The sequence below is a fragment of the Spiribacter curvatus genome, assembly GCF_000485905.1.
GTDB lineage: Bacteria > Pseudomonadota > Gammaproteobacteria > Nitrococcales > Nitrococcaceae > Spiribacter > Spiribacter curvatus.
In genome coordinates, this window is record NC_022664.1 from 570,991 (window position 1) to 593,131 (window position 22,141).

17 protein-coding genes and 7 tRNA genes are annotated in these 22,141 nt (G+C 64.3%); 20 read left to right on the top strand and 4 right to left on the bottom strand.

What is annotated here, in order from left to right; genetic code table 11:
* Positions 1 to 8: 8 nt before the first annotated feature.
* The 4 genes from rplI to radA are packed head-to-tail and all read left to right on the top strand — an operon-like array spanning position 9 to position 5,583.
* Positions 9 to 458, top strand: a complete 450-nt coding sequence (gene rplI, locus SPICUR_RS02845; protein ID WP_023365862.1) for a 50S ribosomal protein L9 — start codon at positions 9 to 11, stop codon at positions 456 to 458.
* A 16-nt stretch (positions 459 to 474) separates the two neighbouring features.
* The gene (locus SPICUR_RS02850; RefSeq protein ID WP_023365864.1) at positions 475 to 3,114 is read left to right on the top strand and encodes a replicative DNA helicase; all 2,640 of its coding nucleotides are present in this window, start codon (positions 475 to 477) and stop codon (positions 3,112 to 3,114) included.
* Positions 3,111 to 4,205 (top strand): alanine racemase, encoded by a 1,095-nt coding sequence (gene alr, locus SPICUR_RS02855; protein WP_023365866.1) that lies wholly within the window; start codon positions 3,111 to 3,113, stop codon positions 4,203 to 4,205. Before SPICUR_RS02850 ends, alr begins: the two co-directional genes overlap by 4 nt.
* Positions 4,192 to 5,583, top strand: a complete 1,392-nt coding sequence (gene radA, locus SPICUR_RS02860; RefSeq protein ID WP_041382090.1) for a DNA repair protein RadA — start codon at positions 4,192 to 4,194, stop codon at positions 5,581 to 5,583. Before alr ends, radA begins: the two co-directional genes overlap by 14 nt.
* On the opposite strand, the gene folD is transcribed toward radA, so the two are convergent.
* The gene (gene folD / locus SPICUR_RS02865; RefSeq protein WP_023365870.1) at positions 5,580 to 6,434 is read right to left on the bottom strand and encodes a bifunctional methylenetetrahydrofolate dehydrogenase/methenyltetrahydrofolate cyclohydrolase FolD; all 855 of its coding nucleotides are present in this window, start codon (positions 6,432 to 6,434) and stop codon (positions 5,580 to 5,582) included. The genes radA and folD overlap by 4 nt on opposite strands.
* A gap of 116 nt (positions 6,435 to 6,550) precedes the next feature.
* Between folD and SPICUR_RS02870 the strand changes: the two genes are divergently transcribed.
* Positions 6,551 to 6,627: transfer RNA gene (locus tag SPICUR_RS02870), tRNA-Arg, on the top strand.
* 16 nt (positions 6,628 to 6,643) lie between these two features.
* Here the strand turns inward: SPICUR_RS02870 and SPICUR_RS02875 are convergent.
* A complete protein-coding gene (locus tag SPICUR_RS02875) occupies positions 6,644 to 7,768 on the bottom strand; it encodes a DEAD/DEAH box helicase (protein ID WP_023365872.1) in 1,125 nt (374 codons plus the stop codon).
* Between the two features lie 112 nt (positions 7,769 to 7,880).
* Between SPICUR_RS02875 and SPICUR_RS02880 the strand changes: the two genes are divergently transcribed.
* The 4 genes from SPICUR_RS02880 to SPICUR_RS02895 all read left to right on the top strand — a co-directional run bounded on the left by SPICUR_RS02880 (position 7,881) and on the right by SPICUR_RS02895 (position 8,845).
* Positions 7,881 to 7,957: transfer RNA gene (locus SPICUR_RS02880), tRNA-Pro, on the top strand.
* A gap of 27 nt (positions 7,958 to 7,984) precedes the next feature.
* A tRNA-His gene (locus SPICUR_RS02885) sits at positions 7,985 to 8,061 on the top strand.
* An 11-nt stretch (positions 8,062 to 8,072) separates the two neighbouring features.
* Positions 8,073 to 8,148: transfer RNA gene (locus SPICUR_RS02890), tRNA-Lys, on the top strand.
* 61 nt (positions 8,149 to 8,209) lie between these two features.
* Positions 8,210 to 8,845: a hypothetical protein gene (locus tag SPICUR_RS02895; RefSeq protein ID WP_041381613.1), complete on the top strand. Its 636-nt coding sequence runs from the start codon at positions 8,210 to 8,212 to the stop codon at positions 8,843 to 8,845.
* Here SPICUR_RS02895 and SPICUR_RS02900 read toward each other — a convergent pair.
* Positions 8,839 to 9,429 carry a YceI family protein gene (locus SPICUR_RS02900; protein ID WP_023365876.1) on the bottom strand — a complete coding sequence of 197 codons (591 nt, stop codon included), beginning with the start codon at positions 9,427 to 9,429 and terminating at the stop codon, positions 8,839 to 8,841. The genes SPICUR_RS02895 and SPICUR_RS02900 overlap by 7 nt on opposite strands.
* Positions 9,430 to 9,588: 159 nt before the next feature.
* On the opposite strand from SPICUR_RS02900, the gene SPICUR_RS02905 reads away from it, so the two are divergent.
* The 11 genes from SPICUR_RS02905 (at position 9,589) to SPICUR_RS02955 (ending at position 21,334) form a co-directional block, all read left to right on the top strand.
* Positions 9,589 to 10,140, top strand: a complete 552-nt coding sequence (locus SPICUR_RS02905) for a DUF427 domain-containing protein (protein WP_023365878.1) — start codon at positions 9,589 to 9,591, stop codon at positions 10,138 to 10,140.
* 5 nt (positions 10,141 to 10,145) lie between these two features.
* Positions 10,146 to 12,800 carry a cation-translocating P-type ATPase gene (locus SPICUR_RS02910; protein ID WP_023365880.1) on the top strand — a complete coding sequence of 885 codons (2,655 nt, stop codon included), beginning with the start codon at positions 10,146 to 10,148 and terminating at the stop codon, positions 12,798 to 12,800.
* Between the two features lie 50 nt (positions 12,801 to 12,850).
* Positions 12,851 to 12,938: transfer RNA gene (locus tag SPICUR_RS02915), tRNA-Leu, on the top strand.
* A gap of 19 nt (positions 12,939 to 12,957) precedes the next feature.
* The gene (tig, locus tag SPICUR_RS02920; protein WP_023365882.1) at positions 12,958 to 14,298 is read left to right on the top strand and encodes a trigger factor; all 1,341 of its coding nucleotides are present in this window, start codon (positions 12,958 to 12,960) and stop codon (positions 14,296 to 14,298) included.
* Between the two features lie 5 nt (positions 14,299 to 14,303).
* Positions 14,304 to 14,939, top strand: a complete 636-nt coding sequence (clpP, locus tag SPICUR_RS02925; RefSeq protein WP_041381615.1) for an ATP-dependent Clp endopeptidase proteolytic subunit ClpP — start codon at positions 14,304 to 14,306, stop codon at positions 14,937 to 14,939.
* A 74-nt stretch (positions 14,940 to 15,013) separates the two neighbouring features.
* Positions 15,014 to 16,294, top strand: coding sequence for an ATP-dependent Clp protease ATP-binding subunit ClpX (gene clpX, locus SPICUR_RS02930; RefSeq protein ID WP_023365887.1), 1,281 nt, complete (start codon positions 15,014 to 15,016; stop codon positions 16,292 to 16,294).
* 36 nt (positions 16,295 to 16,330) lie between these two features.
* Complete coding sequence (gene lon, locus SPICUR_RS02935) at positions 16,331 to 18,748, top strand: endopeptidase La (protein ID WP_051373228.1); 2,418 nt, start codon at positions 16,331 to 16,333, stop codon at positions 18,746 to 18,748.
* A 159-nt stretch (positions 18,749 to 18,907) separates the two neighbouring features.
* The gene (locus SPICUR_RS02940; RefSeq protein WP_023365891.1) at positions 18,908 to 19,180 is read left to right on the top strand and encodes an HU family DNA-binding protein; all 273 of its coding nucleotides are present in this window, start codon (positions 18,908 to 18,910) and stop codon (positions 19,178 to 19,180) included.
* 15 nt (positions 19,181 to 19,195) lie between these two features.
* A tRNA-Val gene (locus SPICUR_RS02945) sits at positions 19,196 to 19,271 on the top strand.
* Positions 19,272 to 19,284: 13 nt separating this feature from the next.
* Positions 19,285 to 19,361, top strand: a tRNA-Asp gene (locus SPICUR_RS02950).
* A 59-nt stretch (positions 19,362 to 19,420) separates the two neighbouring features.
* Entirely contained in the window at positions 19,421 to 21,334 is a 1,914-nt protein-coding gene (locus SPICUR_RS02955) for a SurA N-terminal domain-containing protein (protein ID WP_023365893.1), read from the top strand.
* 6 nt (positions 21,335 to 21,340) lie between these two features.
* On the opposite strand, the gene SPICUR_RS02960 is transcribed toward SPICUR_RS02955, so the two are convergent.
* Positions 21,341 to 22,141: an enoyl-ACP reductase FabI gene (locus tag SPICUR_RS02960; RefSeq protein ID WP_023365895.1), complete on the bottom strand. Its 801-nt coding sequence runs from the start codon at positions 22,139 to 22,141 to the stop codon at positions 21,341 to 21,343.

Sequence of the window (22,141 nt, forward strand, 5' to 3'; positions counted from 1 at the left end):
GATATATAATGGAAGTCATTCTGATGGAAAAAGTGGCCAATCTGGGTGGCCTGGGCGATACCGTCCGTGTCCGCGCCGGTTATGGCCGTAACTACCTCATTCCTCAGGGCAAGGCTCGACCGGCGACTGCCGAGAACGTGGCCTATTTCGAGGCGCAGCGCGCGGAGCTCGAGCGCAAGGCAGCCGAGGAACTCGCCGCCGCGCAGCGTCGTGCCGGGCAGGTGAATGCGCAGCCGGTATCCATCGCCGCCAACGTGGGCGAGGAAGGCAAACTGTTTGGCTCCATCGGGCCGCAGGACATCGCCGATGCCCTGACCGCCGCCGGCGTTGAGGTGGGTCGTCACGAGGTGCGGATGCCCGATGGTCCGATCCGCGCTGTCGGCGAGTACACCGTTGAGGTCCATCTCCACGCCGACGTCAATGCGACGGTGAACGTCGACGTCACCGGCGGCGCCTGAGGCGATCGCGGCCGGCATGGTCGAGTCGGGCAGTGCCACGGCGGCGGAGGCCCTCAAGGTCCCGCCGCACTCCATCGAGGCAGAGCAGGCCGTCCTCGGCGGACTGATGCTGGACAATAATGCCTGGGACCAGATTGCCGACCGCGTCAGCGAGACGGATTTCTACCGTCGCGATCATCGCCTGATCTATCGCGCGCTCGACGCCCTGGCGGAGTCCGGGCAGCCCATGGATGCCGTCACCCTCTCGGAGTGGCTCAAGTCCAACGACTCGCTCGAGAATGCCGGTGGGCTTGGCTATCTGGGGCTGTTGGCCCGGGATACGCCCAGCGCCGCGAACATCCGGGCCTACGCGGACATCGTCCGCGAGCAGTCGGTGCTCCGTCAGTTAATCGAGGCGGGTACGGAGGTCGCCAACAGCGGCTTCAATCCCGAGGGTCAGAACTCGGCGGACCTGCTCGACAGCGCCGAGCGCCACATCTTCCAGATCGCCGAGCAGTCCGGCCGCAATCGGCGTGGGTTTGTGGGCGTGCGCGACGTCCTCCCGGATGTCGTCGATCGAATCGACACGCTCTATCACCAGGACAGCGATGTGACGGGGCTGGCGACTGGGTTCACCGATCTCGATCGCATGACTTCCGGGCTGCAGGACGGCGATCTGGTGATCGTCGCGGGCCGGCCGTCGATGGGCAAGACCACGTTCGCCATGAACATCGCCGAGGCCGCCGCCCTCCAGAGCGGGCCGCCGACTGCCGTGTTCAGTATGGAGATGCCCGCCGACGCGCTGGCCATGCGCATGCTCTCGTCCCTGGGGCGGGTCGAGCTGCAGAAGATCCGGTCCGGACGGCTCAGTGATGATGACTGGCCGCGTCTGACCAGCACCATGAACCTGCTCTCGCAGGCGAACCTGTTCATTGACGACACGCCGGGCCTGACCCCCACCGAAATGCGGGCCCGCTGTCGGCGCCTGAAGCGCGAACACGGCCTGGGCCTGGTGCTGGTGGACTATCTGCAGCTCATGCAGCTGCCGGGATTCAAGGAAAACCGCGCCGCCGAAATCTCCCAGATCTCCCGGGCCCTCAAGGGCATGGCCAAGGAGCTGGGCGTTCCGGTAATGGTGCTCTCGCAGCTCAACCGCAGCCTCGAGCAGCGCCCCAACAAGCGCCCGATCATGTCGGATCTGCGCGAGTGCGTGACCGGCGATACGCGCGTCATGCTGGCCGATGGTTCGCGTCGGCCCATTGAATCGCTGGTCGGTCAGCAGCCTGAGGTGCTTACGATCGATCATCAGGGCATGCTCGCGACGGCTCACTCCGATCTCGTCTGGGAGGTTGGAAGGCGTCGTATTTTCTGTATCAACCTGGCCAGCGGCCGCTCGATACGGTGTACGTCCCGACACAGGCTCCGAACCCTGTGGGGATGGCGGCGGGTGGAGGACATTCATTTCGGGGATCGCCTGGGAGTCACCCGACATCTCCCCGAGCCGACCGCCACAATGCGCTGGTCGGAACCAGCGTTAATCCTACTTGGCCATTTGGTGGGCGATGGGAGTTACGTAAAGCACCAGCCTCTTCGCTACACCACGGCGAGCGAAGAGAACAGCGCGGCCGTCCGCCAGGCTGCAGAGTCCATGGGTTCGGTGGTGAAGCGCCGTGACGGGCAAGGTAACTGGCATCAGTTACTTATTAGCGGCAACGGCAATCGTTGGCATCCAGCGGGGGTTGGTAAGTGGTTAAAGGAACTGGGTATTTTCGGACAGCGGTCTAGAGAAAAGACTCTGCCTGAGGAGATATTCCAGCTTTCAGTCGATCAGCTGGCGCTCTTTGTCCGGCACCTCTGGGCAACTGATGGGAGTATCACGGTTGCGCGTAACGGTCGGGTTCGAATTTATTTCGCGACGGCGAGCCAGCAGCTGGCGAGGGATGTTGCGGATCTACTACTCAAGTTCGAGATCTTCGGCCGCGTCCGGCATGTCAAGCATCCGCAGAGTGAGGGCTGGTTTACTGTTGACGTCTCGGGGGCTCGGGACCAGCTTGCCTTCCTGAACCGAATTGGAGCCTTTGCAAGTCAGGCCAATCAGATCGACGGGATACGAGCGAAGCTCGAGGCAGCACGCATCAATACGAACGTCGATACGCTCCCCCGCGAAGTGTTTGACACTATTCGAGAGCGAATGCTCGAGAGCGGTATCAGTCATCGTGATATGGCCAAGCTGCGAGGCACGGCATATGGAGGCAGTGCGCATTTTTCTTTCGCGCCATCAAGAGAGACTGTGAGGGGGTATGCCGATCTGCTTGCAGATGATGCACTTCAGTGTCTCGCCTCGGATGATCTTTTCTGGGACCGCGTGGTATCCATCGAGGATGCGGGCGAAGAGACGGTCTATGACCTGACGGTTCCGGAAACTGAGTGCTGGCTTGCGGACGGGATTGTCAGTCATAACTCGGGAGCGATCGAGCAGGATGCCGACGTCATCGTGTTCATCTACCGCGATGAGGTCTACAACGAGGAAAGCCCCGACGCCGGGACGGCCGAGATCATCATCGGCAAGCAGCGCAATGGGCCGGTCGGTAACGTCCGGCTGACGTTTCTGGGGCAGTACACGCGCTTTGAGAACTTCATCGCCGATGCCGGCTACGGAGGCGGTGGCTGGCAGTGAGCCGCACGGCCCGGGCAACGATTCGGCTCGACGCCCTGCGACACAATCTGGGTGTGGCCCGCGCACAGATGCCCACCGCCAATGTCATGGCGGTGCTCAAGGCCGATGCCTATGGTCATGGTCTGCTGCCGGTGGCCCACGAGCTGGCGGCACTCACCGATGGCTATGCCGTGAGCTGCCTTGAGGAGGCGCTGCCGCTGCGCACCGCCGGGCTGATGCACCGCATCATCCTGCTGGAGGGATTTTTCGATGCCGGCGAGATCCCGGTGCTCTCGGCGCGCCGGCTGGATGCCGTCATCCACCAGCCCTGGCAGATCCAGGCACTGGCCGAGGCGGATATTACGACGCCCATTGACTGCTGGCTCAAGGTGGATACCGGCATGGGTCGGCTCGGTTTTCTGCCGGAAGACGCCGCATCGGCGCTCGAGCAGCTCCTGGCACTGGACACCGTGGGATCAGTGCGCTGGATGACGCATCTGGCCCACGCGGACACCCCCGACCATGCGGGTACGGCGACGCAGATGCAGCGTTTCGGCGAGGTGGCCCATGATGCCCGTCCGGTGACATTGCCCAATTCCGCCGCGACCCTGCGCGGGCTCGAGCCGTTCGCCGACTGGATCCGTCCCGGCATCATGCTCTATGGCGCATCGCCGCTGATCGATGCCGACCTGCATCCGCCACTGCAGCCGGTCATGCGACTCGAGGCCGCGCTGATCTCGGTCAAGTGGCTGCCGGCGGGGCATGGCGTGGGCTACGGGAGTCGTTTTGTCTGCCCCGAGTCGATGCCGGTGGGGGTGGTGTCCATCGGCTATGGCGACGGCTATCCGCGGCATGCGCCGGACGGCACCCCGGTCGAGGTGGTCGGGCGCCGCTGCCCGCTGATCGGTAAGGTGTCCATGGACATGATCGCGGTGGATCTGCGCAATGCGCCGATGGCGACGGTCGGCGACCGTGTGGTCCTGTGGGGGGAGGCGCCGCTGGCCACCACGGTGGCGACGGCCTGCGGGACCATCAGTTACGAGCTGTTCTGCCGGCTGACGCCGCGTGTCGAGCGGGTGTACCGGCGCGGAGACGATCATGGCCAAGGGTAGTACCAAGACCCGCTACGTCTGCACCGTCTGCGCGGCGGTATCGCCCCAGTGGGCGGGTCAGTGCCCGGAGTGCGGCGAGTGGAACACCCTCGAAGAGCAGCGCACGCCGACGCCGGCGGCCGGCACCCGCGGGTCCATCCAGGGGCGGGCGCAGTATGCGGGCGACACTGGCATCCGCACGCTGGCCGAAGTCCCGCGCGACCGCGAGACGCGGTTTTCGGCCGGGGTCGGGGAGTTTGATCGGGTGCTGGGCGGCGGCCTGGTGGCCGGCGGTGTCATCCTGCTGGGGGGCGACCCGGGCATCGGCAAGTCGACCCTGCTGCTCGAGGTGGTGGCCCGGGTGGCCAGCCGGCACGGCGCGCTGTACGTCACCGGCGAGGAGTCGCTCCAGCAGGTGGGATTACGTGCCGAGCGGCTGGGCGTGGGGGATGCCGGGCTCAAGCTGCTGGCCGAGACCCGCGTCGAGACCATCATTGAGCTGGCCGCCCGCGAGCGCCCCGAGGTGCTCGTCGTCGATTCCATTCAGACCATTCACAGCGATGCCCTGGGCTCCGCTCCGGGGGGCGTTGCGCAGGTGCGTGAGGCGGCCGCTCAGCTGGTGCAGTTTGCCAAACAGACCGGGACGGTGCTGTTCCTGGTCGGCCATGTCACCAAGGAAGGCCAGCTCGCCGGCCCGCGCGTGCTGGAGCATATGGTCGACACGGTACTGTATTTCGAGAGCGACTCGGGCAGTCGCTATCGACTGCTGCGCGCGGTCAAGAACCGCTTCGGCGCGGCCAACGAGCTGGGGGTATTCGCCATGCTCGAGACCGGCCTCAAAGAGGTGAAAAACCCCTCAGCGATCTTCCTGTCACGCCACGAACAGCCGGTGCCCGGCAGTGCCATTCTGGTCACCCGGGAGGGCACCCGGCCCCTGTTGCTTGAACTCCAGGCACTGGTGGCGGAAAGCCCGCTATCCAATCCGCGGCGGCTGGCCGTGGGCATGGACGGCAATCGCATGGGCATGCTGCTGGCCGTGCTGCAGCGTCATGCCGGGGTGAGCACCGCCGGTGAGGACGTCTTCGTCAATGTCGTCGGCGGGGTGCGCATCGCCGAAACGGCCAGTGACCTGCCGGCGCTGCTGGCCGTGATCTCAAGCCTGCGTGATCGCCCGATCCCCCAGGACTGGGTGATATTTGGCGAGGTGGGTCTGGCCGGCGAGATCCGGCCGGTGCCGAACGGCCCGGACCGGCTCGCGGAAGCGGCCCGGCACGGTTTCCGGCGCGCCCTGGTGCCGGCCAAGAACGCGCCGGCGCGTGGCGAGGCCCCCGACGGGCTTGAAGTCATCGGCGTCGAGCGGCTCGACGCCGCCCTCGACTGGATCCGCGAGGCCGATTAGCCGTCGAGCTGGCGGGTGGCCGCCAGGGTATTCTCCAGCAGTGTTGCACGGGTCAGTGGTCCCACGCCGCCCGGTACCGGTGTCATCCATGCCGCGCGGGCCATGGCCGTCGCCGGTTCCACATCCCCCAGCAGGCGTCCGTCTGGCTGGCGGTTGATGCCCACGTCGATCACCGTTGCACCGGGCTTGATCCACTCCCCGGGGATAAAGCCCGTCCACCCCACCGCGGCGACCAGTATGTCGGCCTGGGCCACCTGATCGCGCAGATCCCGCGTGCGGCTGTGGCACACCGTGACGGTGCAGCGGGCGTTCAGCAGCTCGAGCGCCATGGGCCGCCCGACGATATTCGACTGTCCGACCACCACCGCGTGGGCCCCAACCGGGTCGACGTCGGTGTGCTGCAGCAGGGTCATGACGCCGTGCGGTGTGCACGAGCGAAGCCCCGGCAGGCGAAGGACCAGCCGGCCGACGTTCTGCGGGTGAAAGCCATCCACATCCTTGGCGGGATCGATGCGCTCGATGACCGCCTGGGCATCAATGGACTCGGGCAGCGGCAGCTGCACGAGGATGCCGTGGGTGGCGGGATTGGCATTGAGTTCATCGATCAGCGCCATGAGCTCGGCCTGGGTCGTGGTGGCGGGCAGGTCGTAATCCTGCGAGACGAAGCCCACCTGCTCACAGTCGCGGCGCTTCATGCGCACATAGACCGATGAGGCGGCATTGTCACCCACCAGCACAACGGCCAGGCCGGGTGTGGACTGACCGTGTTCACGACGCTCGCTGACCGCGGTCTGGATCTGATCACGGATGTCGGCGGCAATCGCCTTGCCATCGATGATTCGGGCAGGCATGGGCGGGCTCCTCACCGGTGTGGATTCATCGCTGCGCGGACTCTACCGCCCGAGCCCGGGCGGATCCAGCCATTGACATGATCTGGGGCGGGAATGGTTGTACAATCCCACCCCATGCGCCCGTAGCTCAATCGGATAGAGCATCGGCCTTCTAAGCCGAGGGTTGCAGGTTCAAGCCCTGCCGGGCGCACCAGTCCTCCCCTTAAACGCTATGCAGCCGTGTCAGCGCGTTTGAGCGGGCGCTTGAGCAGGCGCTCAATCCCTTTCAGCAGTTTGCCCTCGTCCGGCGCCACCAGCGAAATCGCTTCGCCGGAATTGCCGGCACGACCAGTGCGGCCAATGCGATGGACGTAGTCCTCGGCCACATGCGGCAGGTCAAAGTTGACCACATGGGGCAGCTGGTCGATGTCGAGCCCGCGAGCGGCAATGTCAGTGGCCACCAGAACCCTCACGTGACCCTTCTTGAACCCGTCCAGCGCCTTGGTGCGCGCCGTCTGGCTCTTATTGCCATGAATCGCGGCGGTGCTCAGTCCATCCTTATCGAGCTGCTTGCTGAGGTTGTTGGCACCGTGCTTGGTGCGCGTAAACACCAGCACCTGCTGCCAGCCACCCTCGCGGATCAGACGGCTCAGCATCGGGCGCTTTTCGGCTTTCTCGAGCCGATAGACGGACTGTTCCACGGTGTCGGCGGCGCTGTTGTGCGGGGCGACATCGATTTCCACCGGATTGGTCTGCATGCCCGAGGCCAACTGGCGGATCTCTTTCGAAAAGGTCGCCGAGAACAGCAGCGTCTGCCGGCTGGCCGGGACCTTTTTCATCACCTTGCGGATGTCGTGGATGAAGCCCATGTCGAGCATTCGGTCCGCCTCATCCAGGACCACGCTCTCAACCTGGTCGAGGCGCAGATTGTCACGCTGCAGGTGGTCGAGCAGACGTCCGGGTGTGGCGATCAGGATATCCACGCCCTTGCGCAGGCGATCTATCTGAGGCTGCATGCCGACGCCACCGAAAACCACGCCGGAGCGGAGTGGCAGGTTGGCACCGTACTTCTTGATACTTTCGTGGATCTGCGCTGCCAGTTCCCGCGTCGGGGCGATCACTAGCAATCGGACCGGGCGGCGTTTCGCCTCCGGCCGGCGCGCGGCGAGGCGCTGCAGAAGGGGCAGGGTGAAGGCCGCGGTCTTGCCGGTACCGGTCTGAGCGGCGCCGAGCAGATCCTTGCCGTTGAGAATTTCCGGGATGGCCTGTTGCTGGATCGAGGTGGGGGTGTTGTAGCCCGAGGCCTTGACGGCGTCGAGCAGTTCGGTCTGAAGACCGAAATCATCAAATGTCATCGAATCGTTTCTCCTTGCGATAGGCAGCAGTATACGCACATTGACCGGGCGGTGGGGGCTCAGTATTATTTCTGGATTCCTTGCGCATGCGGCAGGGGACCTGCGGACGAAGCGGGGTGTAGCGCAGCCTGGTAGCGCGTCTGCTTTGGGAGCAGGATGTCGGGGGTTCAAATCCCTCCACCCCGACCAGCTACACCGCAGGGACAACAATCGGTGGTGGGCGTAGCTCAGTTAGGTAGAGCTCCGGATTGTGGCTCCGGTGGTCGTGGGTTCAAGTCCCATCGCTCACCCCACCCTTATTGATGGGCCGTTAGCTCAATTGGTAGAGCAGCTGACTCTTAATCAGTTGGTTGAAGGTTCGAGTCCTTCACGGCCCACCATCTCCTCTCGCCCGTATTCCTGTCTGGTTGACTGTTGTGGTGACAGCGACGGAGTAATGCCTTGCCTGGTGATTCACTGAACAGCCTGTCCCCGTACCACCCCGTCGTGATCGAAGGCGCCGGTGGCCGGGATACCCGCGACCCCGGAGAAGTGGCAGGGAAGATTGCCGATCGGCTCGTCACGCACTGGGCTGGACGCTCGATCAGCCGCCCGCCGCTGTTGATCACACAGGGAGATCCGCTTGAGCCCCGCGGTATTTCCGCGATCACTCCCCGGGTCGCGCAACGCCTGAATGTTCTCCGGGGACTGGTCTGTCTGGACGAAGCGATCGCGCCCTATCATGCCCGCGACGCCGATCGCAGTGGTGTGGTCGTAGAATTCCGGTATTCGCAGTTCGAGGCAGTGCTCGAGGCGGTAAGGCCTGGCGCGGTCGGCGCCCTCCAGGTCGCGGTGGATGAGGCCATCGAGAGCAAGAATAACCGCCGCCATGCGCAGGGCATGCCGCCGCTCAGGGACTACTTTCGTGATTTCGCCATGCTCCAGGAGGTGACCAAAGCCGCCTGCCGTCAGCTTTGCGGTGAGATCACCGTGGCCCACACCGATGCGGCGGTCCATGAGTTCTCGGTGACCAGTTTCTATACTGTCGGCCTCGCGCTCGGTTGGATCGAGCGCGAGGAAATGATGATGGGCTATTGACGGATGCCCTCGACTTCCAGCTGCAGATGGACGGTTTCGCTGGCCGGGCCCAGATTGTAGTCGATGCCATAGTCGGCGAGCTGGAACGAGGTCTCGCCGGTGAAGCCCGCGCGATAGCCGCCCCATGGATCCTCGCCTTCGCCGATCTTCTCCACATCAATACTGATCGGTCGGGTCACACCGCGCAGCGTGAACTCGCCTTCGAGCGTGGCCGTGCCGTCGCCGTGGGAGATGTAGTCGGTGCTGACGAATCCGGCCTCTGGATGGGACTCGACCGCCAGAAAGTCATCGCTGCGCAGATGCTCATCGCGTTCGGCGTGATTGGAATCAACGCTGGCCGGATCAATATCCACCGAGATGCTCGCCGCCTCGGGGTTGTCGGCGTCGTAGCTGAACTGGCCACTGAAGTCGTTGAACCGTCCCGTCAGCCAGCTGTAGCCGAGGTGGCTGATGCGGAAGTTGATGGAGGCATGGGCGCCTTCGGTGTCAATGACATAGTCCGCCGCCATGGCCGGGGCGCTCAGCCATGCCCCGGCAAGGATCAGACTGCCCAGCACGGGGCGGGTGATGCGATGGTCGACCATCGGGGTGTCTCCTGATAAATGAATGAATAATGGTCCACGGTACGCGAAGCCCCTGTCTGCATCGAGCCCTTCAGGACCCGCGTCACGCCCGCGGCGACTGGCACAATCTTCTGCCCCGTGTTGCAATGCACCAAACGTGATTTCAACGAGGAGGGTGCCATGACGGATCCCACGGACATCAGCGCGCGCCGCGAGGCCTGGCGCTACAAAGGCGGTGACCGGCCGGATTTCGCGGTTGAGCCCGGGGCCGGCCAGGAGTCGGTCTGGGACTATCCCCGCCCGCCGGCCTATGAACCGGACCCGCGTGGGGTCAGCGTCAGCCTGGACGGTCACCCGGTGGCCCGCAGTGATCACGCCATCCGCGTCAAGGAGACCGGCAGTCCGCCGGCCTTCTACCTGCCGCCCGAGGCGATTGAGTCCCGCTGGCTGAGGCCGTCGTCACAGCGCACCTTCTGCGAATGGAAGGGCGAGGCGGAGTACTTCGACGTGGTCACGCCCACGGCGGTGGCCGAGGCGGCCGTCTGGCGCTATCCGGCCCCCCTGCCGGGGGCGGAGTCCATCGCCGGCTGGTACTCGCTGTATCCGGAGCAACTCACCTGTTACGTCGGCGACGAGCCGGTCAAGGCTCAGTCAGGCCGCTACTACGGCGGCTGGGTGACCGATGAGCTGGTCGGCCCGTGGAAGGGCGAGGCCGGCACGGGTCACTGGTAGCGCCGATGGACTGGCACGCACGCAGCGTCGAGACCACCGTCGATCAGCTCGATACCGACCGCGATGGGCTCGATGAAACCCAGGCGGCCCAGCGGCTCGAGCGCTACGGCGCCAACCGTCAGCGGCCGCCGGCACACCGCAGCGCGTTCGAGCGCCTGATCAGCCAGTTCCGCAATCTCCTGATCTATCTGTTGCTGGCGGCCGCGGGCATCACCGCGGCGCTCGGGCACTGGATTGATTCCGGGGTCATCGCGGCGGTGGTGCTGATCAACGCGCTGATCGGCTACATCCAGGAGGGCAAGGCCGAGAGCGCCATGGCCGCGATCCGCGGGATGCTGGCCCCGGAAGCCACGGTCCGGCGCGACGGGCGGCGCCAGACCGTGGACGCGGCCCGGGTGGTGCCCGGGGATGTGCTGATCCTTGAACCCGGCGCCAAGGTCAGCGCCGATGTGCGCCTGATCCGCACAAGCGGCCTCGCCGTCGACGAGTCGGCACTGACCGGTGAGTCCGTTCCCGTCGACAAGACCCACGAGCCGGTCGAGGCCGGGGCCAGTCTGGGGGACCGGCGCTCGATGGCGTTCGCCGGCACGCTGGTGACCGCCGGCGAGGGCGATGGTCTCGTGGTGGAGACCGGTGACCGGACCGAGCTCGGCCAGGTCACCGAAATGCTCTCGCGGGTCGAGACACTGACCACGCCGCTGCTGCGCCATCTCGATCAGCTGGGACGCCAGCTGGCGGTGATCATCGTCGCGGCCGGGGCGGCGACCGCCGTGGCCGGAGTGCTCCTGCACGGGTTTTCGCCGGTGGCCATGTTCATGGCGGCGGTCGGCCTTGCCGTGGCCGCGATCCCGGAAGGCCTGCCGGCGATCGTCACCATCACCCTCGCTCTCGGGGTGCGCCGGCTGGCGGGGCGTAATGCCATTGTGCGACGGCTGCCGGCGGTGGAAACGCTGGGCGCGGTCACGGTGATCTGCTCGGATAAGACCGGCACGCTCACGCGCAACGAAATGACCGTTCAGGCGTTGCTGCTGGCCGACGGGCTGCAGACCATCGATCCGCAGCATAGCGCGCCGCAGGGTGAAAACGCCCGGGCCCTGGCCGAGGCGGTCGCGCTCTGCAGCGATGCGACCATTGCCTCGGACAGTGCCGGAGAAACGCGCGTCAGTGGTGATCCCATGGAAGTCGCGCTACTGCATCTGGCGGCTGCCGGTGATGTCGATGTCGAGGCCTGGCGGTCGCAACACCCGCGGGTCGACAGCATTCCGTTTGATGCCGGGCATCGCTATATGGCCACGCTACATGACGAGGGCGACGCCCGCTGGCTGGTGGTCAAGGGTGCGCCGGAGGCCGTCGTGCCCCGCTGCGACGGGGTGCTCACCGACGCCGGCACCGCCGCGCTGGACGAGGCGGCGTGGCATCGTCGCGCCGAAGAGCTGGCCGGCCGCGGACTGCGCCTGCTGGCGGTGGCGGAGCGGCGCAGTGACGGTGCGGCCCTGGATCTGCATCAGGATTCGGGTCCCGACTCGCTCGTGCTGATCGGTCTGGTCGGCATCATTGACCCGCCCCGGCGCGAGGCGATCGATGCGGTGGCGGCGTCCCAGCGGGCCGGCATCCGCATCAAGATGATCACCGGCGACCACGCCGTGACCGCCGCGGCGATTGGCCGTCAGCTGGGGCTGGGAGACGAAACCCGGGGGGTGACCGGCGAAGCCCTTGAAGCCATGGATGACGACGAGTTCCAGCGCACCGCCGCCGGGCGCTCGGTGTTTGCGCGGGTGTCGCCGGCGCACAAATTACGTCTGGTGGAGGCCCTGCAGGCCGATGGGCAGGTGGTGGCGATGACCGGCGATGGCGTCAATGATGCGCCGGCGCTCAAGCGGGCGGATGTGGGGGTGTCCATGGGGCGGGGCGGTACCGATGCCGCCCGCGAGTCCTCGGAGATCGTCCTCGCCGACGACAACTTCGCGACCATCGAGGCGGCCATCCATGAAGGGCGTGTGGTCTATGACAATATCGTCAAGTCGATCCTGTTCATCCTGCCCACCAATGCCGCCCAGGCCCTGCTGCTGGTGGTGGCCGTGATGGCGGGCCTTGTCCTGCCGGTGACGCCGGTCCAGATCCTCTGGGTGAACATGATCACCGCGGTGACACTAGCGCTGGCGCTGGCCTTCGAGCCTGCCGAGGCGGCGGTCATGGAGCGACCGCCACGCCCCGGCGATGCGGCGCTGATCCCCCCGGGCATGGGGATGCGGGTAGGGTGGGTGGCCCTGGTGATGCTGGGCGGAACGCTGGCGGTGTTCCTCGGTGAGCAGGCCGCGGGGCGCGACCTGGCCGAGGTGCGCACCCTGACCATCAATACCCTGGTGCTCTTCGAGGTCTGGTATCTGTTCTCGGCCCGGCGCCTGCATGCCAGCACGCTCAATCGCGGCGGCCTGCTGGGAAATCGCTACGTGCTGGGGGCTATCGCCGTGATCGTGTTCGCCCAGCTGCTGTTCACCTATGCGCCCCCCATGCAGCTGCTGTTCGACACTCGCGCGCTGGGTCTCCGCGACTGGCTGCTTGCGGTGTTCGTGAGCCTGCCCGTGGTGGCGGTGGTCGAGGGTCACAAAGCCTGGCAGCGCCGCCGGCAGCGCCGTTCAGCGGACGCGCCTCAGGGTTAGCTTTTGCCGGATGCGGCATGCCGGTATACTGATCGTTTCGATGTCAATACGCGAAAGTGGCGGAACCGGTAGACGCGCTGGGTTTAGGTCCCAGTGGGGCATCCCCCCGTGCGAGTTCGAGTCTCGCCTTTCGCACCAATCAATCCAGAGGTAGGCAATGCAAGTATCGGTGGAGTCGGGCGATGGCCTGGAGCGCACATTGAAGGTCCAGGTGCCTTCTGAGCAGGTGGACGAACAGGTCGATCAGAAGCTTCGCGAGATGCGTGGCCAGGTCCGCCTGCAGGGGTTCCGGCCCGGCAAGGTGCCGATGAAGGTCGTGGAGAAGCGATACGGGCCGCAGGTGCGCAGTGAAGTGCTCGATGAGGTCGTCCGTACGACCTACGCCGAGGCGCTCGAGCAGGAGTCGCTGCGGCCGGCGGGTACGCCCGACATCCAGCCACTGACCGTCGAGCCGGGTAAAGACCTTGAGTACGAGGCGCGGTTCGAGATTGTCCCTGACGTGAGTGTCGGAGACATCGAGTCGATCGAGCTCGACCGGCCGGCGGTGGATATCGAGACCACGGATGTCGATCGCATCCTCGATCGGCTGCGCCGGCAGCATGCCGAATACACTGAAGTTGACCGGCCCGCTGCTCAGGGCGACCGGGTCACCATCGATTTTGACGGCAAGGTCGACGGCGAGGACTTCGATGGCAACAGCGGCGAGGATGTCGAGGTATCGCTGGGCGAGGGGCAGATGCCCGGTCCTTTTGAAGAAGAGTTGACCGGCATGAAGGCCGGCGAAAGCAAGACCATCCATTACACCTTCCCTGAAGGCTTCCCGGATGCGGGGATTGCCGGTCGCGAGGCGGAGTTCCTGGTGACCATGAAAACGGTTGAGGCCCCCGAGCTGCCAGAGGCGGACGAAAGCTTTGCCGAGACACTGGGTATCGAAGGCGGGGTGGAGGCACTCCGCGAGCGGATTGCCGACAGCCTTGAGCGGGAACGCGACCAGGCCGTCCGTAGTCGTATTAAAAACCAGGTGATGAACACCCTGGTGGACCGTAATGACGTGACTCTGCCGCGGACACTGGTGGATCGGGAGATCGAGCAGGTCCGTGAGCAGACGCTGGAGCAGATGCGCCAGGCGGGCGCCGCCGGTGATGATCCGGATCTGCCGGCGGATCGCTTCGAGGAAGAGGCGCAGCGGCGGGTCAAGCTCGGGTTGCTGGTCAATGAAATCGTCCGGGCCAATAATATCGAGATTGAGCCGGAGCGGATGCAGGCGGCGCTTCAGCGTATCGCCTCGGGTTACGAGCAGCCGGAGCAGGTCATGCAGCATTACCTGCAGAACCAGGAGGCCATGCAGAGCCTCCAGCTCCAGGTGATGGAGGATCAGGTGGTCGACTGGGTCCTCGAGCGGGCGCAGGTCACTGATAAACCGATGAGCCTCGATGCGCTGACCAGTGGCGTCGAGGATGAAGGCAATACCGAGGCCGACGGCGGCCAGGAGCAATAGTAAAGATGAGCGAAGAGCGCTACGAAAACGCCCCTATGGGCACCGGCCTTGTGCCGATGGTCGTCGAGCAGACCGCACGCGGTGAGCGTTCGTACGATATCTACTCGCGGCTGCTCAAGGAACGCGTGATCTTTCTCGTCGGCCCGGTCGAGGATCACCAGGCGAACCTCTTGATCGCGCAGCTGCTCTTTCTGGAGTCGGAGAATCCGGACAAGGACATCCATTTCTACATCAACAGCCCGGGCGGCCTGGTGACGGCTGGGCTCGCGATCTACGATACGATGCAGTTCATCAAGCCTGATATCAGCACCGTGTGCATCGGCCAGGCGGCCAGCATGGGGTCGGTGCTGCTTGCGGCAGGTGCCGCCGGCAAGCGCTTCGCGCTGCCCAACGCTCGGGTGATGATTCACCAGCCGCTGGGTGGCTTCCAGGGCCAGGCCACGGATATCGATATCCATGCCAAGGAAATCCTCAACACCCGCGAGCGGTTGAACCGTATCCTTGCGCATCACACGGGCCAGCCCATGGAAACGATTGCCCAGGACACGGAGCGCGATAACTTCATGGATCCGCAAGCGGCGCGTGATTACGGCCTGATTGACGAGGTCCTGACGGACCGCAGCAAGCTGCCGCTCGAGTAGCGGGCCGCTTGCGTGCCCGCGGAAAAGCGGGCATCGTCGAAATCGAGATTTTCTGGCATGCACAAAGGTAGCCCATGACTGACAAAAATGATGGCGGTCGCGGCGACGACAACGGCAAGCCGCTCCACTGCTCATTCTGTGGCAAGAGCCAGCACGAGGTACGCAAGCTGATTGCGGGGCCCTCTGTGTTTGTCTGCGACGAGTGTGTCGAACTCTGCAACGACATCATCCGCGAGGAAATGGAAGAGACCAGCGCCGAGAAGGGCGCGAATCTGCCAACGCCCCACGAGATTGATGCCGAGCTGGACGGTCACGTCATCGGTCAGGACCACGCGAAGAAGGTCCTGTCAGTGGCGGTGTACAACCATTACAAGCGGATGCAGGCGACACAGGGTCGCGATGACGTCGAGCTCAACAAGAGCAATATCCTTCTGATCGGTCCGACCGGATCCGGCAAGACGCTGCTTGCCGAGACCCTGGCGCGGCTGCTCGATGTTCCGTTCACCATCGCCGACGCGACGACACTGACCGAAGCGGGCTATGTGGGCGAGGATGTCGAGAACATCATTCAGAAGCTCCTGCAGCGTTGCGATTATGACGTTGAAAAGGCCCAGCGGGGCATCGTCTACATCGACGAGATCGACAAGGTCTCGCGCAAGTCGGACAACCCGTCGATCACCCGCGATGTCTCGGGCGAGGGCGTGCAGCAGGCACTGCTCAAGCTGATCGAGGGTACCACCGCGTCGGTGCCCCCCCAGGGCGGACGTAAGCACCCGCAGCAGGAGTTCCTGCAGGTGGATACCAGCAACATCCTGTTCATCTGCGGTGGCGCGTTCTCGGGCCTCGAGAAGGTGATCCAGCAGCGCTCCGAAAAGGGTGGCATCGGTTTCTATGCCGAGATCAAGGACGCCTCGCAGCGTAAGGCCGTGGGCGAGACGCTCCGTGATGTCGAGCCCGAGGACCTGATGCGCTACGGGCTGATCCCGGAATTCGTTGGTCGCCTGCCGGTCGTCGCCACCCTCAACGAGCTCGATGAGGAAGCATTGGTCCAGATCCTTCGGGAGCCGAAGAACGCACTGGTCAAGCAGTTCCACCGGCTGTTTGAAATGGAAGGCGTTGAGCTTGAGTTCCGGGATGAGGCGCTCTACGAGGTGGCGCGCAAGGCCATCGCCCGTAACACCGGCGCGCGTGGGCTGCGTACGCTCGTGGAACATGTCCTGCTCGATACCATGTACGAGCTACCGTCGCTCGAGAATGTCAGCAAGGTCGTGGTGGACGACGCAGTCATTCGCGGCGAGACGGCCCCCTATCTGATCTACGATGGCTCGGAGCAGCCGGCCGCAGCCTCGGACTGAGGCACGGCCGGGCCTGCCGGCCCCAAGAGGATTCCTATGAGTCAGGAACTGACGCCAGCGGGCGGCGCCGTTATGCCGGTGCTGCCGCTGCGCGACGTCGTTGTCTATCCGCACATGGTCATCCCGCTGTTCGTTGGCCGTGAAAAGTCCATCCAGGCGCTAGAGCGGTCGATGACCGACGATAAGCGGATCCTGCTGGTGGCACAGCACAGTGCCGAAGTGGATGACCCGGCTGCCGGGCATCTCTACGGCGTCGGGACAATCGCCAATATTCTGCAAATGCTCAAACTGCCCGATGGCACGGTCAAAGTGCTCGTGGAGGGGGTTGAGCGCGCGGCGGTGTCCGCCATTGGCGACAGCGACGGCTATTTTGCCGCCGACGCAGTGACACTGCCGGATGAGTCAGTGGCCGGCGATGAAGAAGTGGATGTCATGATCCGCTCGCTCATGTCGCTGTTTGAGCAGTACGTCAAGCTTAATAAGAAGGTGCCACCGGAGGTGTTGTCCTCGCTTCAGGGCATCGAGGAGCCGGGTCGGCTGGCCGATACGGTCGCCGCGCACATGAGCCTGAAGATCGACGAAAAGCAGACGATTCTGGAAATGCAGAGTCCGGCGCGTCGGCTCGAGCATCTCATGGCGCTCATCGAGGGTGAGCTGGATGTGCTTCAGGTTGAGAAACGCATCCGCGGACGCGTCAAACAGCAGATGGAGAAATCCCAGCGCGAGTACTATCTGAATGAGCAGATGAAGGCCATTCAAAAGGAGCTTGGCGAGCTGGAAGACGCGCCCAACGAGGTCGAGGACCTGGAGCAGAAGATCGAGGCTTCAGGCATGTCGAGTGAGGCGCGCGAGAAGGCGGATCAGGAGCTCAACAAGCTTCGGATGATGTCGCCCATGTCTGCCGAGGCGACGGTCGTTCGCAGCTACCTCGAGTGGATGGTGGGACTGCCCTGGAAAAAGCGTACACGTGTCCGTCACGACCTGCCGCGGGCCGAAGCGATCCTCGATGCCGACCACTATGGCCTGGAGAAGGTCAAGGAGCGGATTCTCGAATACCTGGCGGTCCAGCAGCGGGTCCGCAAGCTCAAAGGGCCGATCCTCTGCCTCGTTGGTCCGCCGGGGGTTGGCAAGACCTCATTGGGCGAGTCCATCGCGCGCTCGATCAACCGCCGGTTTGTGAGGATGTCGCTGGGCGGTGTCCGCGATGAAGCCGAGATTCGTGGTCATCGGCGGACCTATATCGGATCACTGCCGGGCAAGGTCATCCAGAAGCTCACCAAGGTCGGCAAGCGCAACCCGCTGTTTCTGCTCGACGAAGTCGACAAGATGGCCATGGATTTCCGCGGCGATCCCGCATCGGCTCTGCTGGAAGTGCTGGATCCGGAACAGAATGCGACCTTCAACGATCACTATCTCGAAGTCGATTTCGACCTCTCTGACGTCATGTTTGTCTGTACAGCGAACACGCTGGACATTCCAGGTCCACTGCTCGACCGCATGGAGGTCATCCGGCTGTCCGGGTATACCGAAGAGGAAAAGGTCAACATCGCTCGTAACTACCTGCTGCCCAAACAGATCAAGGCGAACGGGCTCAAGGCCGGTGAACTCGAAGTGAGTGACAACGCGCTGCGCGACATCGCCCGCTATTACACGCGCGAGGCGGGTGTGCGCAACTTCGAGCGCGAGGTGGCCAAGATCGCACGCCGCGTGGTGAAGGAGGTGCTGGTCAAGCCACGGGATCGAGCGGTTCAGGTAAGCACCCAGAACCTCGACAAGTACCTTGGTGTGCGCCGCCACCGCTATGGCGTTGCTGAGTCGACGGATCAGGTTGGGCGGGTGACCGGCCTGGCCTGGACGGAGGTCGGCGGCGAGCTGCTGCCCATCGAGGGCGTGGTCGTCCCGGGTAAGGGCCGTCTGCAGAATACCGGCCAGCTCGGCGATGTGATGAAAGAGTCCATTCATGCGGCCCAGACCGTCATGCGTAGTCGCTCACAGGCTTTGGGCATCGCCGCGGACTTCCATCAGAATCACGATGTCCACATCCATGTGCCTGAGGGAGCGATTCCCAAGGACGGGCCCAGTGCGGGGACGGGCATGTGCACGGCGCTCGTCTCTGCCGCCACCGGGATCCCGGTGTCCGCGGCTGTGGCCATGACCGGAGAGATTACACTCCGCGGTGAAGTCCTTCCGATTGGCGGGCTCAAGGAAAAGCTGCTCGCGGCGCTTCGCGGCGGTGTTCAGACGGTTCTGATCCCCGAGGACAACCGCAAGGACCTCGCCGACATCCCGCGGGATATCAAGTCAAAACTCGATATCCGCCCGGTGCGCTGGATTGATGAGGTGCTGTCGGCGGCTCTGGTGTCACAGCCGGTGCCACTGGAAGATACTGGTGAGACGCTTGGCGAGGCCGCATCAAACACCGATCCGGTGACAACGGGCGTACGCCCGCACTGAGGCCCACCGGCGGTTTGACAGTCGACAGCGCCCCGATGCTAAATAGCAATGGTCGCATTAGCGTACTGAGCGATTGTCGGAAAGCGATCGAAGCGATAGCATGCGAAGCATTCGTCGCAACGGCGATCATTGATAGAATAACTTCGAAGGGGATCATTCATGAACAAGTCGGAACTCATTGACGCCGTCGCCGAATCGGCCGACCTCTCCAAGGCCGACGCCACCAAGGCTGTCGACGCGTTCTCTTCCACAGTGACTGACGCGCTCAACCAGGGCGACCAGGTCACGCTGGTTGGCTTCGGCACGTTTACCGTTCGCGAGCGGGCTGCCCGGACCGGCCGTAATCCCCGCACTGGCGAGTCGATTGATATTCCGGCCTCGAAAGTGCCGGGATTCAAGGCTGGCAAGGCGCTTAAGGATGCGGTAAACTAACGCCTTCTTGTTTAGGGGTGGTTAGCTCAGTTGGGAGAGCGTCGCCCTTACAAGGCGAATGTCGGGGGTTCGAACCCCTCACCACCCACCAAGGTGTAAAAAACGGAGCGGTAGTTCAGCAGGTTAGAATGCCGGCCTGTCACGCCGGAGGTCGCGGGTTCGAATCCCGTCCGCTCCGCCATACAATCCCACCATCAGGAAGGCGCCCATTGGCGCCTTTTTGATATATGGAATCCAACCATGCTGCTAGCCATCAGAGATCGTACCAGCGGCTGGATTGCCTACGTGATCGTAGGCCTGCTGGTGATCCCTTTTGCCCTGTTCGGGCTCTACAACTATGTCGGCGGCGGGGGGCCGCAGGTCGTCGCAACCGTCGGCGATGCCGAGATCACCCGGACCCAGCTTGACCAGGCCTATCAACAGCGCCAGTCAGAGCTCCGCCGCATGTTGGGTGATCAGTACGATCCGTCCGTTTTCAGTACCGATGATCTGCGTCGTCGGGTCCTCCAGCAGCTCATCGACCGCCAGGTGCTGCTCAACTACGCCCGGGACGCACGGCTTCGGGCGAGCAACGAGGATGTCTCCCAGTCAGTTCGCAGTCAGTCGATGTTCCAGGTGGACGGCAGCTTCTCCCGCGATCGCTATGAGGATCTCCTCCAGCGCAATGGGCTGACGGCGCAGGCTTACGAGGCCCAGATCCGCCGCGACCTGTCCATATCGCTGCTGCAGCGGGCAGTGGAATCGACAACCTTCACGGCGCAGGAAACCATCGATCGCCTGATTGCTCTGCAGTCCCAGCAGCGTGAACTCGCCTGGGCGACGCTGAAGGCCGACGCGTACGGTGATGGTATTGAGGCCACCGACGAGGATCTCCAGGCCTGGTATGAAAATAATCGCGAGCGTTTTCGCGAACCAGAGCAGGTGAAACTGCGCTATCTCACGCTCTCACCCCAGACAATGGCAGCGTCGATCGATGTCTCCGAAGAGGCCGTCCGTGCGCGCTATGACGAGCGCGCCTCGGGCAGCGGTGAGGACGCAGCGCGCGAAGTCCGGCATATCCTTGCCGCGGTGCCAGACGATGCCGATGATGCCGCGGTTGAATCCGCACGGGAAAGGATTTCCGATGCGCGTGAGCGGATCCGCGCCGGCGAATCCTTTGCCGCGGTGGCCGAGTCGGTCTCCGACGATTCGGGGTCAGCCTCACGCGGCGGCGCCCTTGGTGTCATCGAGCAGGGCGATGTCGCTGATGCATTCGCCGACGTGGCATGGTCACTGGAGCCGGGCGCGCTCAGCGAGCCGGTCAGGACGTCGTTCGGCTGGCACCTGATCGAGGTGACCGATGTTCAGGCCGCGGAGATGGCCCCGTTCGAGGAAATGCGCGAACAGGTCCGCGAGGATATTGCGCTGGAACGGGCTGAACGGCGGGTGACGGAACTTGCCAACGAGCTCGAGGCGCTGGCGTTCGAGAACCCCTCGACACTGATGCCGGCGGCAGATGCGGCGGGGTTGGAGGTCGAGTCCACAGACTGGATCTCGCAGTCAACGACGGACCGTGGTATTGCAAGTGACCCGGCCGTGCTTGATGCCGCGTTCGGCGAGTCGATGCTGGATACACGCGAGAACAGCGATCTGATCGAACGCTCAGAGGGTGGCTATTCGGTGATCCGGGTAACGGATTACCGCGCCGCACGGGTCCAGCCGCTTGATGCCGTCCGCGATGAGGCACGTGCGGCCTATCGGCGCGAGCAGGCCAACGAGGCAGCCCGAGCGGATGCGCAGCGGATCGTTGACGCGGTGAATGCTGGCGAGTCGCTGGCGCGGGCCAGTGAGCGGATCGCCAATGCCGAGTACAACGCGCCGCAGTGGAGTGGCCGGAACGACCGCTCGTTGCCGGCCGGGGTGCGTGAGCGCGGCTTCCGCCTCTCCGCCGACGATGAGCGCGGCGACCCGGCCGGCGTTGGTCGGCTTCCGGACGGTTGGGCCGCGGTCGTCGTCGAAGCGGTGGAGTCGGGTGATCCGTCGGCTGTCGATGCCGAGCGCCGCAACGAGCTCAGGCAGACACTGAGCGATCTGGATGGGCAGGCCAGCGTGAGTGCGGTCGTCGCCGCACTCCGTGACCAGACCGATGTTGAGGTGCGCGAGCGCAACCTCTGAGGGCGGCTAGTCGCCGTCCTCCATTGCGCTCCCGGCGAGGGCGACGGAATGGAAGCCGCCATCCACATGCACGACCTCGCCGGTGATGCCGGAGGCGAGGTCGGAGCACAGGAACGCACTCGTGTTGCCCACCTCTTCGATGCTGACGTTCCGCTGCATGGGGGCTGCGGCCGCGTTGAAGTCGAGCATTTTGCGGAAATCACCGATCCCTGACGCGGCGAGCGTCCGGATGGGCCCTGCCGATACCGCATTGACGCGAATCCCTTCGCCGCCCAGATCGCTCGCCATGTAACGCACCGAAGCCTCGAGGCTTGCCTTGGCCGGACCCATGACGTTGTAGTTCGGCAGAGCGCGTTCGCCGCCGAGGTACGTCAGCGTCAGCAGGCTGCCGTTACGCCCCTGCATCAGGGGACGGGCGCCGCGGGCCAGAGCGATGAAGCTGTAGGCGCTGATGTCATGGGCCATGCCGTAGCCACCCCGGGTGGTGTTGTCGACGAACGAGCCCTCGAGCTCCTCGCGCGGCGCAAACCCCACGGCGTGGACGACAATGTCGAGATGGCCCCAGGTGTTCGAGAGCGTCTCGAAAACGGCGTCAATCTGGTCGTCGTCAGTGACATCGAGTGGCATGACTGGCCCACCACCACAGGCCTCGGAGCACTGTTCGACCCTGCGCTTGAGCTTTTCGTTTTGATAGGTGAGGGCGATCTCGGCGCCCTCGCGATGCATGGCCTCGGCAATTCCCCAGGCGATGGAGCGATTACTGGCGACACCGACGATCAGTGCCTTGCGATTGGAAAGAAAACCCAT

Excerpts from the sequence above, each read along its gene's own strand:
- SPICUR_RS02905 (WP_023365878.1), top strand. The coding sequence starts at position 9,589 with ATGACGGATCCCACGGACATCAGCGCGCGCCGCGAGGCCTGGCGCTAC.
- SPICUR_RS02875 (WP_023365872.1), bottom strand. The coding sequence starts at position 7,768 with ATGACATTTGATGATTTCGGTCTTCAGACCGAACTGCTCGACGCCGTC.
- tig (WP_023365882.1), top strand. The coding sequence starts at position 12,958 with ATGCAAGTATCGGTGGAGTCGGGCGATGGCCTGGAGCGCACATTGAAG.
- rplI (WP_023365862.1), top strand. The coding sequence starts at position 9 with ATGGAAGTCATTCTGATGGAAAAAGTGGCCAATCTGGGTGGCCTGGGC.
- folD (WP_023365870.1), bottom strand. The coding sequence starts at position 6,434 with ATGCCTGCCCGAATCATCGATGGCAAGGCGATTGCCGCCGACATCCGT.
- SPICUR_RS02910 (WP_023365880.1), top strand. The coding sequence starts at position 10,146 with ATGGACTGGCACGCACGCAGCGTCGAGACCACCGTCGATCAGCTCGAT.
- SPICUR_RS02940 (WP_023365891.1), top strand. The coding sequence starts at position 18,908 with ATGAACAAGTCGGAACTCATTGACGCCGTCGCCGAATCGGCCGACCTC.
- radA (WP_041382090.1), top strand. The coding sequence starts at position 4,192 with ATGGCCAAGGGTAGTACCAAGACCCGCTACGTCTGCACCGTCTGCGCG.
- SPICUR_RS02850 (WP_023365864.1), top strand. The coding sequence starts at position 475 with ATGGTCGAGTCGGGCAGTGCCACGGCGGCGGAGGCCCTCAAGGTCCCG.
- lon (WP_051373228.1), top strand. The coding sequence starts at position 16,331 with ATGAGTCAGGAACTGACGCCAGCGGGCGGCGCCGTTATGCCGGTGCTG.
- SPICUR_RS02900 (WP_023365876.1), bottom strand. The coding sequence starts at position 9,429 with ATGGTCGACCATCGCATCACCCGCCCCGTGCTGGGCAGTCTGATCCTT.
- SPICUR_RS02960 (WP_023365895.1), bottom strand. The coding sequence starts at position 22,141 with ATGGGTTTTCTTTCCAATCGCAAGGCACTGATCGTCGGTGTCGCCAGT.
- SPICUR_RS02955 (WP_023365893.1), top strand. The coding sequence starts at position 19,421 with ATGCTGCTAGCCATCAGAGATCGTACCAGCGGCTGGATTGCCTACGTG.
- clpX (WP_023365887.1), top strand. The coding sequence starts at position 15,014 with ATGACTGACAAAAATGATGGCGGTCGCGGCGACGACAACGGCAAGCCG.
- clpP (WP_041381615.1), top strand. The coding sequence starts at position 14,304 with ATGAGCGAAGAGCGCTACGAAAACGCCCCTATGGGCACCGGCCTTGTG.